The following is a 12,859-nucleotide window of genomic DNA, read 5'->3' on the forward strand; positions in this document are numbered from 1 at the left end:
ACGGTAGGTCGCCGACGCCGACGCGGCCAGGGCTCAGCGGCCCGGGCGCCCCGCGAGCTCCCCGGCCAGCTCCAGCCCGGACAGCCAGGCCGTCTGCACCCGGGACCGGCCCCAGCCGTCCCCGGCGAGGGCGATGCCGTCGTCGCCGAGGTGGAAGGTCTGCTCCCGCGTGCCGGCGGGGGCGGCGAAGCGCCAGCGGTGCACGTGCGTCCAGTCCGGCTCCGCGGTGATGCCCAGCAGCTCCCGGACGGCGGCGGTCATCGCGGGCACCGCGCCGGCGGGGTCGGCGTCGTGGGCGCGGGCGAGGTCGCCGGTGGAGTGCGCGACGAGCACCGGGGCGTCGTCGCCGCGACGGTCGCCGTCGTCGGCGACGAGGGACAGGACGGGGTGGTCGTTGACGAACGCCGCGGGCAGCCGCGGCCAGTCCCGCGCGGCGAACCCGGCGGTCAGGGCGAGCACCGGGTTCCACGCCCGCCCGGCGACCGCGGCGCCCGCGGGGGTGTCCGGGTCGAGCAGCCGGGCGGCCTGCGGGTCGGGCATCGCCAGCACGACGGCGTCGGCGCGCTCCCCGTCGACGGTCGGGCCGTCCGGGCCGGGGCGGACCCGCTCGACCGTGTGGCCGGTGCGGACGTCGAGGTCACGGGCGGTGTCGGTGACCAGCGACCGCAGCCCGGCGGGCGCCGCGAACCGCAGCGGGCCCGGGTTGTCCGCGCCCCGGGCGGCGCCGTCGAACACCGCGAGGGTGTCGGTCCACCCGCGGACCAGGCCGTCGTCGCGCCAGCGGCGGACGCGGGCGTCGAACCGGTCGTCGGAGACGGTGAAGTAGGCGGCGCCGATGTCGGCGGGACGGCCGTCGTGGCGGTGCACCGCGAGCCGTCCCCCGGCTCCGCGGGCCCGCTCGTACACCGTCACATCCACGCCGCGGGCGGCCAGCTCCGCGGCGCAGGTCACCCCGGCGATGCCGGCCCCGATCACGATCACGCCCACACCGGGACCCTAGGCGGGGGTCGCCCCGGGAGCACGTCCACGGTTAGGGTGGCCTAAGAACGAGGGGGATGCGATGGAACACGTGACCGACGAGGCCAGGCTCCGGGAGATCATCGGCGAGGTGCCCGAGTTCATCCGGGACAAGGCGCGCGACCGGGTGGACCCGGTGACCGCGGAGTTCCTGGCCGCGTCGCCGTTCTTCCTGCTGGCGACGACCGGGCCGGACGGCGTCGACGTCTCGCCGCGGGGCGACCCGGCGGGCACGCTGATCGTGCTCGACGAGCACTCGGTCGCCTTCGCCGACCGCAAGGGCAACCGGAAGCTCGACTCGATGCGCAACATCCTGCACGACCCCCGGGTCGGGATGATCGTCGTCGTGCCGGGGTCGAACGACACCGTGCGGATCAACGGGCGGGCCCGGATCGTGTACCGGCCGGACTTCGCCGACCGGCTCACCGTGAAGGGCTCGACCCCCGAGGTGGCGATCGTCGTCGAGATCGACGAGCTGTTCCTGCACTGCGCGAAGGCGTTCCTGCGCTCGTCGCTGTGGGACACGGCGACCTGGCCGGGCAAGGCCGCGGTGCCCAGCGCCGGGAAGCTGGTGAAGGGCCAGTACCAGGTGCCCGGTCCGGCGCGGGCGATCGACGCGGCGCTGCGCCGCGACGGGCGGGTCAACCAGTACTGACCCGGCCGGCGCCGGTGGCCGCGTCGAGCAGGGCGGCGACGCGGTCGTGCCGGTCGCGCCACCACGCGGCGCGGTCCGGGGCGGCGGCGACCCCGGCCCGGTGCACCGGCTCGGGCGCGACCCGCGGCACGGGCAGGTAGCCCCGCTGCGGGGCGAGCGGCTCGGCGACGACGTCGGCGGCCAGCAGCGAGACCGTCCCGAGCCCGCAGGCGTGGTGCAGCTCCGGCAGCGCCCCGGCCAGCGCGAGCCCGGCGGCGAGCCCGACGCTCGACTCCACCGCCGAGGACACGACGACCGGCAGCCCGACCTCCTCGGCGATCCGCAGGGCCCGGCGCACCCCACCCAGCGGCGACACCTTCAGCACGACGACGTCGGCCGCCCCGGCCCGCACCACCCGCATCGGGTCCTCGGCGCGGCGGATCGACTCGTCGGCGGCGATCGGCACGTCCACCTTCCGGCGGACGGCGGCGAGGTCCTCGACCTCCCAGCAGGGCTGCTCGACGTACTCCAGTCCCCCGGCGGCCCGGTCCAGCTCGCCGATCGCGGCGACGGCCGTGTCGACGTCCCAGGCGGCGTTGGCGTCCACCCGGACCAGCCCGGCGGGGCCGAGCGCGTCGCGGACGGCGGCGACGCGCTCGACGTCCCCGGACAACGGCGCGCCGGCGTCGGCGACCTTGACCTTCGCGGTGGTGCAGCCGGAGGCGCGCACGATCCGCTGCGCGTGTTCGGGGCCGACGGCGGGCACGGTGCAGTTGACCGGTACCCGGTCGCGCACCGGCTCCGGCCAGCCCACCTCGGCCGCCTCGCGGGCCGCGGCCAGCCACGCGACGGCCTCGCGGTCGTCGTACTCGGGGAAGGGGCAGAACTCCCCCCAACCGGCCGGGCCGGACAGCAGCAGGCCCTCGCGCACGGTGATCCCGCGGAACCGGGTGGTCATCGGCAGGGAGTAGACGTCCATTCCGCTCACTTCCTACCGTCGGTAACTTACTGCGGGTAAGCTCTCGCCCGTGACCGCGCAGACCGTACCCGGCCCCCGCCGCCGCGTGCCCAGGGCGGAGCGGGAGCGTCAGATCGTCGACGCGGCCGTCGCCGTCTTCGGCGAGCGGGGCTACGCCGAGGTCTCGATGGAGCAGGTCGCGGAGCGGGTCGGGGTCACCAAGCCGGTGCTCTACACCCACTTCGGGTCCAAGGAGGGCCTGCTGCTGGCCGCGATCGCGCGGGCCCGGTCCGAGCTGCTCGACGTCGTCGCACAGGCGGCGGGGGCCGCGGACTCGCCGGAGGCGATGCTGCGGGGCGGGACGCTGGCCTTCTTCCGCTACCTCGACCGGCGGGCGCCCGCCTGGCAGCTGTTCTGCTCCGAGGCCGGGGTCACCGACACCGCGCTGGAGGAGATCCGCGCCCAGCAGACCGACTTCACCGCCGCCCTGCTCGCCGCGCAGGTCCCCGGCACCGAACCGGCCCGGCTGACCGGCTGGGCGCAGGTGATCGTCGGGGCCTGCGAGCGGCTCGCCGTCTGGCGCGGCCAGGACGGGTCGGTCACCGCCGAGCAGGCCACCGAGTACCTGATGGACCTGGTCTGGACCGGCCTGGCGGGCCTCGGCCACCGGGCCTGAGCGCGCGTCCGGGACAATTCCCGGCCATGAGCACGACCGCACCACGCCTGCTGCAGGTGGCCCGCACCGAGCGGGTCACCCCCGGCATGGTCCGGGTGACCCTGACCGGCGAGGAGCTGGCCGGGTTCCCCGGGCACGGCCCGGACCGCCGGATCAAGATGTTCTTCCCGGTCGAGGGCCAGGAACGGCCCGCCGTGCCGCGCGCCTCGACCGGCGGACCGGTCTGGCCCGCCGGGGAGGCCCGCCCGGCGATCCGCACCTACACGGTGCGCCGCTTCGCCCCCGACGCCGGCGGCCACGGTGAGCTCGACGTCGACTTCGTCGTGCACGCCGGGCACGGCCCGGCCGCCGCCTGGGCCGTGTCGGCCGCCCCCGGGGACTGGGTCGGGGTGTCCGAGCCCGGCGGGCGCTGGGAGCCGGACCCGGCCGCCGCGCACCACCTCGTGATCGGCGACGAGTCCGCGCTGCCCGCCATCGCGACCGTCTGCGAGACCCTCGCCGAGGACGCGCCCGGGGTGCCGGTCCGGGTCGTCGCCGAGGTCGCCGACGCCGGCGAGGAGCAGACCCTGCCCGGCGACGTCGCCGTCACCTGGGTGCACCGGGGCGACGCCCCGGCAGGTGAGCCGCTGGTCGCGGCGGTGCGGGCCGCACAGCTGCCCGACGGGCGCGGCCAGGCGTGGCTGTCCGGCGAGTCCGCCGCGGTCAAGGAGCTGCGCGCGCACCTGCTCGGCGAGCGGGGGTTCGACCGGCGCGCCGTCTACGCCACGGGGTACTGGCGCGCCCGGTGAACCGACAGCCGGTGCACAGCCGTCGCACAGGTTCGTGCGGTGTGCTCCTAGCATGACCGAGGTGATGGACCGGGACGCCGACCCGCTGCGCCGCGCCGACGGCGGCCCGATCCGGGTGCTCGTGGTGGACGACGAGTCGACGCTGTCGGACCTGCTGTCGATGGCCCTGCGCTACGAGGGCTGGGAGGTCCGCGCCGCCGCCGACGGCATGTCCGCGGTCCGCCACGCCCGCGAGTTCCGCCCGGACGCGATCGTGCTGGACGTGATGCTGCCCGACTTCGACGGCTTCGAGGTGCTGCGCCGGGTCCGCGCCGACACCCCCGAGGTGCCGGTGCTGTTCCTGACCGCGCGCGACGCCGTCGAGGACCGGGTCGCGGGCCTCACCGCGGGCGGCGACGACTACGTCACCAAGCCGTTCTCGCTGGAGGAGCTGGTCGCGCGGCTGCGCGGGCTGCTGCGCCGCGCCGGGATGGCCGCCGCCCAGCGCTCCTCCGAGCTGGTCGTCGGCGACCTGGTGCTCGACGAGGACGCGCACGAGGTGTCGCGCGCCGGCGACCCGGTGGAGCTGACCGCGACCGAGTTCGAGCTGCTGCGCTACCTCATGCGCAACCCGCGCCGGGTGCTGTCGAAGGCCCAGATCCTCGACCGGGTGTGGAACTACGACTTCGGCGGCCAGTCCAACGTGGTCGAGCTCTACGTCTCCTACCTGCGCAAGAAGATCGACGCCGGGCGCCGGCCGATGATCCACACGGTGCGCGGCGCGGGCTACGTGCTGCGTCCCGCGGCGGAGTGACCCGGTGGTCGTCACCCGCGTCTCCGGCCGGGTCCGCTCGCTGCGGGCCCGGCTGGTCGTCACGGTGCTGCTGCTGTTCACGGTGGCGTGCGTGGCGATCGGCGTCGCGACGACGCTCTCCCTCGACCGCTACCTGTCCACCCGGCAGGACCACGAGCTGTCGTTCTCCCTGGAGGGCTTCGTCGCCCAGCAGACCGGGCGCGCCCCCGGGCCGCTGACCCAGGACGAGGGCGACGGGACCGGCGCCCCGTCCGGCGACGGCGGCCGGCGCTCCGGCCCGCCCGACGGGGTGTTCCTCGGCCCCGGCCCGAGCGCGAACGCGATCGGCGCGGTGTTCGACGACGGCCGTGTCGTCGTGGCCCGGCTCGCCCAGCGCGGCGGCACCAGCACCGCGGTGTCCGACGACGACCTCGGCGCGCTCCGGTCGGTGCCCGCCGACACCGCACCGCACGACGTCACCCTGTCCCTGGGCGACTACCGGGCGATCGGCTGGACCGAGGGGACGACGACCTACCTGATCGCGCAGCCGGACAACGCCGGCGCCACCGTGACCAGGCTCGTCGTCACCGAGCTCGTGGTGCTGGGCGGGGCGGTGGTGCTCGCGGGCATCGCCGCGGCCGTGCTGGTGCGCCGCGAGCTGCGCCCCCTGGAGCGCGTCGCCGGCGTCGCCGCGCAGGTCGGGGACCTGCCGCTGGACCGGGGCGAGGTCCACCTCGCCGCCCGCGTCCCCGACCCCGACCCCCGCACCGAGGTCGGCCAGGTCGGCACCGCGCTCAACCACATGCTCGACAACGTCGAGGGCGCGCTCGCCGCCCGCCAGGAGTCCGAGACCCGGCTGCGCCGCTTCGTCGCCGACGCCAGCCACGAGCTGCGCACCCCGCTGACGGCGATCCGCGGCTACGCCGAGCTGTCGCGCCGCGAGCGCGACCCGGTCCCGGAGCGGACCACGCACGCACTGGCCCGGATCAGCTCGCAGGCCGAACGCATGTCCACCCTGGTCGAGGACCTGCTGCTGCTCGCCCGGCTCGACGCGGGCCGCCCGCTGGAGCGCGCCGAGGTGGACCTCACCCGGCTGGTCCTCGACGCCGTCGGGGACGCCCACGTGGCGGGCCGCGACCACCGCTGGTTCCCGCAGCTGCCCGACGAGCCGGTCACGGTCACCGGCGACGCCCACCGGCTCGCCCAGGTGGTCACCAACCTGTTCGCGAACGCCCGCACCCACACCCCGCCCGGCACGACGGTCACCGTCTCCCTCGACCGGCCCGTCCCCGGCCGGGTCCGGCTGCGGGTCGCCGACGACGGCCCCGGCATCGCCCCGGACGTCCTGTCCCGGGTGTTCGAGCGGTTCGCCCGCGGCGCGGAGGGACGCACCCGCGCCGGGAACGACACTCCCAGCACCGGGCTGGGCCTCGCGATCGTCGCCGCGGTCGTCGCCGCCCACGACGGGACGGTCGGGGTCGACAGCGCCCCCGGCCGGACGGTGTTCACCGTCGACCTACCGGTCTGAGTACGGCTCCGCGGCCCCGGGGCCGACGGGCGGGTCGGCCGGGGCGAGGTCGGTGGACAGCCGGCGGATGAAGTCGTCCATCGCCTGCTGCATCGTCTGGCGGAAGGCGCCCAGCAGCGACTGGGTGGCGACCGGCTGCAGGGCCTCGACCGCCGTGCGCAGGTCCGCGACGCCGCTGCGGGGCAGCCCGGCCGCGACGTGCGCCGCCCAGACCTGCTCCCGGAACAGCTCGACGAAGATCTCGGCGATCTCACGGGTGCGGGTCAGCAGCTCGTCGCCGACCTGCTGCACCGCCTCCGGGGCCAGGCCGAGGGCGACGGCGTGCGCCCCGGACCGGACCATCGACGGGTTGAGCACGCGCAGCCGCCCCGGGCCGGTGCGCTCGATCATCCCGGAGGCGACCAGCTGCCCGACGAACTCCGGGGACGTCCGGGCGCCGGCCCACTCGGCCAGGTCCTCCTCGGCGAGCTCGACCGGCTCCTCCGGCTGCCACGGGGCGAGCATGCCGCGGTAGAGGCGCAACGCCTCCTCGGCGCTGCCGGAGGGGGTCTGGTTGATCAGCACACCGATCGCGGCGAGCGAGAACCCGCGCCGCTGCAGGCCGGCGATCAGCTCCAGCCGGGCCAGGTGGACGGGGCCGTACCAGGCGGTGCGCCCGCGCATCTCCCCCGGCTGCAGCAGCCCGCGGGACAGGTGGGCGCGCACGTTGCGGACGGTCATGCCGGCACGCGCGGCGAGCTTGTCGATCGGGAACTCGTCCCCGGCCGTCGGAGTTCCGGACATCGGGGCGGATCCTACCCGGGGTAGCCGGGCGCGCACGGCGACGACGGGCGGGCCGCAACCACCCCGTGACCCGCGGCGACGACGGTCGCGGGCACTCACCCGACGATCAACGATGTCATCGGTTGCCCGATCCGCACCGCGACATCGAGCTGACACCGACCCACACCCGGTTCCTGCTGGTCATGGGCGCAGCGTAGCGGAACGTTGACACGAGTACGTGGCGGGATAGTACTGTTCATGGGTGTCGTCGTCATCACGGTCGACGCGCCCGACTCCGGTCGCATGCCCGCGACCGGTGCACGCCGGGCCGGCCGACGGGTCCCCCTCCCTGCCGGCCGGTCCGGTCCGCTCAGCGCGGTCCGTCGACGGTGCGACCGAGGTGCTCGCGCTGCAGCACCGCCATCCGGTACGCGTCGTGGTAGCGGCCGCTGGCGAAGTACTCCTCGCGCAGCTCGCCCTCCACGACGAAGCCGGTGCGTTCGTAGGCGCGCACGGCGCGGGCGTTGTCGACGTCGACGACGAGGTACACCTTGTGCAGGTTCAGCACGCCGAAGGCGTAGTCGAGGGCCGCGGCGGTGGCGCGGGCGGCGAGACCCCGGCCCTGGAAGGCGGGGGCGACGATGATCTGGAACTCGGCGTTGCGGTGGATGTAGTCGATCTCCACCAGCTCGACCAGGCCGGCGCGCTCGCCGGCGCAGTCGATGATGAACCGCCGCTCGCGGTTGTCGTGCACGTGCCGGGCGAAGATCTCCTGCAGCTCGACGAGCGACTCGTAGGGCTCCTCGAACCAGTACGACATGATCCCGGAGTCGTTCGACAGCCCGTGGACGAACGGCAGGTCCTCGCGCTCGAGGGCGCGCAGCCGCATCTCGGGGGTGGGCGTACTCATGGGGCCTCCGCGGTCGACGGGCCCGGTGCCCGTCGACCCGGGAACCTACGAGGCCGGGGCGTTCAGCGCCCGGCGCGGGCCCGCTGCGGTGTGCAGGACGGACAGTCGCGCCACGGCAGGGCGCGCGCGTCGGCGGGCCGGGCCGCTCCGCAGCGGCAGACGCCGGCGAGGCCGCCGAACCCGGGCATCGACTTGGTCGGACGTCCCGCGCGGACCAGGGTGCGGCCGGAAGTGGACGTGCGTGTGGGCAGGTAGAGGCGCATCAGGATCCCCGACGGTGTGTGGTGGAGAGTTCGGCGACCTGTGGGTCACCGAGGGACACATCGTCTTCACCCTACGAAACATGACGGACATGCTCAGTGACCTCTGACACAGATCCCCGGACCGGACCCGACGCGGCTGCGGGTGGCCCTGCCAGACTGCGCCGCATGGCTGGCTCCCCGCTGCTCCAGAACCTCTCCGGCACCGCCCGTACCGCCTACGAGCTGGGCAGCGGCACCGCCCGCGCCGCCGTGGCCCTGACCCGCTCGGGAGTCGTCCGCCCGCTCGGCCCCGGGAAGCTGTACGGGATGGGCCGGGCCCTGGTGCGCTACGGCAACAGCATCACCGCCGCGTTCGCCGTCGGGGCGGCCCGCCACCCGTACCGGCTCGCCGTCGTCGACGACGACGGGGTCACCACCTACGCCGAGCTGGAGGCCCGCACCGACAGCCTGGCGCTGGCGCTGCTCGACTCCGGCGCCGGGCCGGGCGCCCCGGTCGGGGTGCTGTGCCGCAACGCCCGCGCGCCGATCGAGGCGATGGTCGCGGCGGGCAAGGCGGGCGCCGACGTCGTGCTGGTGAACACCGGGCTCTCGGCCGAGCAGATGCGCGGGGTGCAGGAGCAGCAGCAGCTGCACACCCTCGTCGCCGACCCGGACTTCCTCGACATCGTCCCGGACGGGCCGCGCGTCGTGCTGACCCGCACCCCGGACGGGCCGCGCCCCGCGGGCGACCGCGCGCTCGACGACCTCGACGCGATGGTCGAGCGCGGCGGGCCGGGCGAGCTGCCGTTCAAGCCGGAGCCGTCCCAGCAGATCGTGCTGACCTCCGGGACCACCGGGACGCCGAAGGGCGCCAAGCGGCCGCACCCGTCGACCCTCGCCCCGGCGGCGTCGATCCTGTCGGCGATCCCGCTGCGCGCCGGTGAGCCGACGCACATCGCCGCGCCGCTGTTCCACACCTGGGGCAACGCCGGGCTGCTGCTCGCCTCGCTGCACGGCGCGACCGTCGTGCTGCGCCGCAGGTTCACCCCCGAGGGGTTCCTCGACGCCGTGCGCGAGCGCCGGTGCACGACGGTGTTCGCGGTGCCGGTGATGCTCCAGCGGGTCCTGGAGTCCGAGGCCGAGGGCTGGGGCGACGACGAGGGCCCGCGGATCGTGGCCGTCTCCGGGTCGGCGCTGCCCGGCGGGCAGGCCAACCGGTTCATGGACCGCTTCGGCGACTGCCTCTACAACCTCTACGGCTCCACCGAGGTCTCGTGGGTCTCGATCGCCGGACCGGAGGACCTGCGCGACGCCCCCGGCACCGCGGGCCGCGCCCCGGCCGGGACCACCCTGGTCATCCTCGACGACGACGACCGGCCCGCCGCGGCAGGCGTCGACGGCCGGGTGTTCGTGGGCAACGACCTGCCGTTCGAGGGCTACACCGGCGGCGAGGACGGCCTGGAGGAACGCGACGGGCTGCTCGGGACCGGCGACGTCGGACACCTCGACGAGCAGGGACGGCTGTTCCTCACCGGCCGCGCCGACGACATGATCGTCTCGGGCGGGGAGAACCTGCACCCCGGCCCGGTCGAGGAGCTCGTCTCGGGGATGGACGGGGTGCGCGAGGCCTGCGTGCTCGGGGTGGACGACGACGAGTACGGCCAGCGGTTCGCCGCCTGGGTGGTGCTCGAGCCGGGAGCCGACGTCACCGCGGACGCGATCCGCAGCCGGGTGAAGTCCGACCTGGAGAAGTTCGCCGCCCCACGGGACGTGCACTTCCTGGACGAGCTGCCGCGCAACCAGACCGGGAAGGTGCTGCGGGCCGAACTACCCGGCCGGGGGTGACCCGTCCGAGGGGCCCGACTTGAAGTTAGGCGACCCTTCTCTACACTGGCCCGATGACGGACCCGCCGGCCACCGACGCGTCGCGCGGCCCCACCCCGCGGGCGACGGCCGGCTGTGCGGGTCTCAGCGAGGCCGCGGGCGAGCCCCAGACCGGGACCGCTCCCCACGTGCGACGGCTGGTGGCCGTCGAGCACGTCGGCGCGTGGCCGCGGGCCGTCGCCGACCATCCCGACCCCGCGGTCGCCGCACTGTGGGCACGGCTCCGCGCCGACGACGTGACGCTGCTGCTGATCCGGCGCACCGGACGGGCGGGCAGGTGTGCCGCCGACGACGCCCGTACCGTGTACGTCGCCGACCTCGCGCCGGGCGCCTCACTGGCCTGGTCACGCACCGTCCGTAGCACCGACGACCTGGCCGGGATCGACCTCGACCCGGCCGCCGGCACTCCGGTCACCGACCCGGTGATGCTCGTGTGCGCACACGGTCGGCGCGACGTGTGCTGTGCCGTCCTCGGCCGCGCGCTGGCCGGGGACCTGGCCGCCGAGGGCGCAGACGTCTGGGAGTGCACCCACCTCGGTGGGCATCGCTTCGCGCCGACCGCGCTGGTGCTGCCGACCGGCTACGCCTACGGCCGTCTCGACACCGGCGCCGCGCTCGCCGCGCTCAAGGCCGCGGCCGGTGGCGGCGTCGACCCGTGGGCCTGCCGTGGACACACCGGCCTGGACCCGGCGCAGCAGCTGGCGGAGCTGGCGGTGCGCGAGCACACCGGGATCGGGGACGCCGGCGCCCTGCTCGTCGACCCCGTCTCCCCCACCGACGGCGGACCCGTGACCGTGACCGTGCGCGCCCGCGACGGTCGGGTGTGGACGGTCCCGGTCCGGGCCGGCGCCGCGCTGCCGGCGCGGCCGCCGTCCTGCGGGGCCGCCCTGGAGCCGGCGGTGCCGATGGTCGCCGGTGTCCCCGTCCTGCGCCGGCGGGTGCGGCGCACCGCGACGCGGGTCCGGTCGGTCGTGCGCGCCCGGGTGAGCACCGCGCGCCACTGACCATCCCGGCGCAGCTCCCGGCCCGGCCCACGATCCGGACCGGCCCGGGCTCGGGGACCGGGCTCAGCCGAACGCGCGTTCCAGGGCGTGGGCCAGGCCGTCGTCGGCGACGGTCGCGGTCGTCTCGTCCGCGTCGGCGTGCACCTGCGGCGGGGCCTGGCCCATCGCGATCCCCCGGCCCGCCCAGCGGAGCATGGCGCGGTCGTTGTCACCGTCGCCGACGGCGAGGACCTCGGACCGGTCGATGCCCAGCCGGTCCGCGACGCGGGCCAGCCCGGACGCCTTCGACACCCCGGCCGGCACCATCGTCACCCACGGCAGCTCGTGGTCCAGCGTCGGCTCGGTGCCCTCGACGTGCAGGTCCGCGGCCCGCGCTGCGGTCTCGGCCGGGCTGTGACCCGGCCAGTACATGATCAGCTTCGGGGTCGGCTCGTCGAGCAGACCGGCCGGGCCGACCTCGCTGACCGTGCCGGCGAGGATCCCGTCCGGGAACGGCGCGGAGATCCGCTGGCCGACACCGACGTGCTCGCAGGCGAACACCGCGCCGGGGAACAGCGCCGTCATCCGCTCCAGCGCGTCGGCGACGACCGCCCACTCGAACCGGGCCACGGACAGGACGCGCCGGGTGCCGGTGTCCATCTCCACCGCCCCGTTGGACGTGAGGGTGACGCCGCGGCTCAGCCCGATCGCGTCCAGGGCGGGTGCGACCCCGACGACGGTCCGGCCGGTGCAGAGCATGACCTCGGCCCGTGAACCGGCGAGCGCGATCGCGTCGAGCACCCGGCGGGTGGGCGGGCGACGGCCGTGGACGACGGTGCCGTCGATGTCGAGTGCGACGAGCCTGATCACCCGTCCGACCCTAACCGCGGTGATCACCGGTCGGGCAGTCCATGGCGCGGTGGGCGCGCGCTGTGCTCCCCGACCGGTGATCGTGCGGGATCGGGACGGGTCAGCCGGCGGTGCCCTGGGTCGCCTCGCCGCCGCCGGCGACGGACGCACAGGCCGCCTGCGCCTTCTCCCACACCGTGGCGTCGACGCCGGGCGGGGCCTGACCGCCGCCGGCTCCGGCCTGCGGCGCACCGCCGCCCTGTCCGCCCTGCTGGGCGCCGCCCTGGCCGGCCTGTCCGTTCGCGGCCGGGGCGCCGCTCGGCGGGGTCCCGCCGCCGGAGCCGCCGCCGTCCGGCGGGGCCGGGACGCCGTTCTGCTCCAGGCAGGCCATCAGCGCGTCGTCACCGGCGGCCCCGGACTGCGTTCCCGACGACGCCGCACCGGACTGTGCTCCCGACGACGCGGTGTCGGCCGATCCGGTCGAGGCGGCCGAGGTGCCGCAGGCGGCGGACCCCAGCAGGACGACGGCGATGGCGGTCCCGGCGGCGATCCGGCGGCCACGACGCAGCCGTGGGGTGGGTGACCCGTCGGCGTCGAGGACGTCCGTACGGGCGGGGGTGGTCTCGGGGGACATGGGGTGATGACTCCTCTTCCGGTCACGCGGGGCGGGCACGATGCCCGCGGCGCGCGACCGGCACCCACGCTGGTGGTCGTGCCTGTGCGCAGGCTGTGCGCGACATCGGAATCCGCCCTCCGTCCCGGTCTCCGGCGACCGCGACGACGACCGAGACGACGACCGAGACCGCCACGGCCACGGCCACGGCGATAGGCACGGCGATAGGCGCGGCGATAGGCA

14 protein-coding genes are annotated in these 12,859 nt (G+C 75.9%); 7 read left to right on the plus strand and 7 right to left on the minus strand.

The features are described from left to right. Window positions 1-33 precede the first annotated feature (33 nt). On the minus strand, window positions 34-987 hold the full coding sequence (locus DMP17_RS19695; protein WP_226366759.1) for an NAD(P)/FAD-dependent oxidoreductase: 954 nt from the start codon (window positions 985-987) through the stop codon (window positions 34-36). A gap of 73 nt (window positions 988-1,060) precedes the next feature. Between DMP17_RS19695 and DMP17_RS19700 the strand changes: the two genes are divergently transcribed. Continuing rightward, entirely contained in the window at window positions 1,061-1,672 is a 612-nt protein-coding gene (locus DMP17_RS19700) for an MSMEG_1061 family FMN-dependent PPOX-type flavoprotein (protein ID WP_337830261.1), read from the plus strand. Here DMP17_RS19700 and DMP17_RS19705 read toward each other — a convergent pair. Beyond that, window positions 1,659-2,630 (minus strand): o-succinylbenzoate synthase, encoded by a 972-nt coding sequence (locus DMP17_RS19705; protein WP_226356672.1) that lies wholly within the window; start codon window positions 2,628-2,630, stop codon window positions 1,659-1,661. The two genes, DMP17_RS19700 and DMP17_RS19705, sit on opposite strands and share 14 nt — an antisense overlap. A gap of 49 nt (window positions 2,631-2,679) precedes the next feature. Here DMP17_RS19705 and DMP17_RS19710 point away from each other — a divergent pair, with 49 nt between their 5' ends. From DMP17_RS19710 to DMP17_RS19725, 4 genes are read left to right on the plus strand one after another with little or no spacing between them, the layout of a single operon-like run. Then, window positions 2,680-3,285 (plus strand): TetR/AcrR family transcriptional regulator, encoded by a 606-nt coding sequence (locus DMP17_RS19710; RefSeq protein ID WP_226355645.1) that lies wholly within the window; start codon window positions 2,680-2,682, stop codon window positions 3,283-3,285. Between the two features lie 26 nt (window positions 3,286-3,311). Next, a complete protein-coding gene (locus tag DMP17_RS19715; RefSeq protein ID WP_226366761.1) occupies window positions 3,312-4,073 on the plus strand; it encodes a siderophore-interacting protein in 762 nt (253 codons plus the stop codon). A gap of 52 nt (window positions 4,074-4,125) precedes the next feature. Further along, window positions 4,126-4,866, plus strand: a complete 741-nt coding sequence (locus DMP17_RS19720; protein WP_226355643.1) for a response regulator transcription factor — start codon at window positions 4,126-4,128, stop codon at window positions 4,864-4,866. Between the two features lie 4 nt (window positions 4,867-4,870). After that, the gene (locus tag DMP17_RS19725) at window positions 4,871-6,373 is read left to right on the plus strand and encodes a sensor histidine kinase (RefSeq protein WP_337830262.1); all 1,503 of its coding nucleotides are present in this window, start codon (window positions 4,871-4,873) and stop codon (window positions 6,371-6,373) included. Here the strand turns inward: DMP17_RS19725 and DMP17_RS19730 are convergent. The 3 genes from DMP17_RS19730 to DMP17_RS19740 all read right to left on the minus strand — a co-directional run bounded on the left by DMP17_RS19730 (window position 6,362) and on the right by DMP17_RS19740 (window position 8,308). After that, window positions 6,362-7,156, minus strand: coding sequence for a MerR family transcriptional regulator (locus DMP17_RS19730; RefSeq protein WP_226355641.1), 795 nt, complete (start codon window positions 7,154-7,156; stop codon window positions 6,362-6,364). The genes DMP17_RS19725 and DMP17_RS19730 overlap by 12 nt on opposite strands. A 349-nt stretch (window positions 7,157-7,505) precedes the next feature. Further along, window positions 7,506-8,045 carry a spermidine N1-acetyltransferase gene (speG, locus tag DMP17_RS19735; RefSeq protein ID WP_226355640.1) on the minus strand — a complete coding sequence of 180 codons (540 nt, stop codon included), beginning with the start codon at window positions 8,043-8,045 and terminating at the stop codon, window positions 7,506-7,508. 62 nt (window positions 8,046-8,107) lie between these two features. Continuing rightward, window positions 8,108-8,308: a hypothetical protein gene (locus DMP17_RS19740; protein WP_226355639.1), complete on the minus strand. Its 201-nt coding sequence runs from the start codon at window positions 8,306-8,308 to the stop codon at window positions 8,108-8,110. Between the two features lie 165 nt (window positions 8,309-8,473). Between DMP17_RS19740 and DMP17_RS19745 the strand changes: the two genes are divergently transcribed. Further along, window positions 8,474-10,132: an AMP-binding protein gene (locus DMP17_RS19745; protein ID WP_337830263.1), complete on the plus strand. Its 1,659-nt coding sequence runs from the start codon at window positions 8,474-8,476 to the stop codon at window positions 10,130-10,132. Between the two features lie 53 nt (window positions 10,133-10,185). Next, entirely contained in the window at window positions 10,186-11,175 is a 990-nt protein-coding gene (locus DMP17_RS19750) for a sucrase ferredoxin (protein WP_337830264.1), read from the plus strand. A 63-nt stretch (window positions 11,176-11,238) separates the two neighbouring features. Here DMP17_RS19750 and DMP17_RS19755 read toward each other — a convergent pair whose 3' ends face one another. Both DMP17_RS19755 and DMP17_RS19760 read right to left on the minus strand, forming a co-directional pair. After that, the gene (locus DMP17_RS19755; RefSeq protein WP_337830265.1) at window positions 11,239-12,024 is read right to left on the minus strand and encodes an HAD family hydrolase; all 786 of its coding nucleotides are present in this window, start codon (window positions 12,022-12,024) and stop codon (window positions 11,239-11,241) included. Window positions 12,025-12,124: 100 nt separating this feature from the next. Next, window positions 12,125-12,637: a hypothetical protein gene (locus tag DMP17_RS19760; RefSeq protein WP_337830266.1), complete on the minus strand. Its 513-nt coding sequence runs from the start codon at window positions 12,635-12,637 to the stop codon at window positions 12,125-12,127. Window positions 12,638-12,859 lie beyond the last annotated feature (222 nt).

It is taken from the genome of Pseudonocardia sp. TMWB2A, assembly GCF_017312135.1.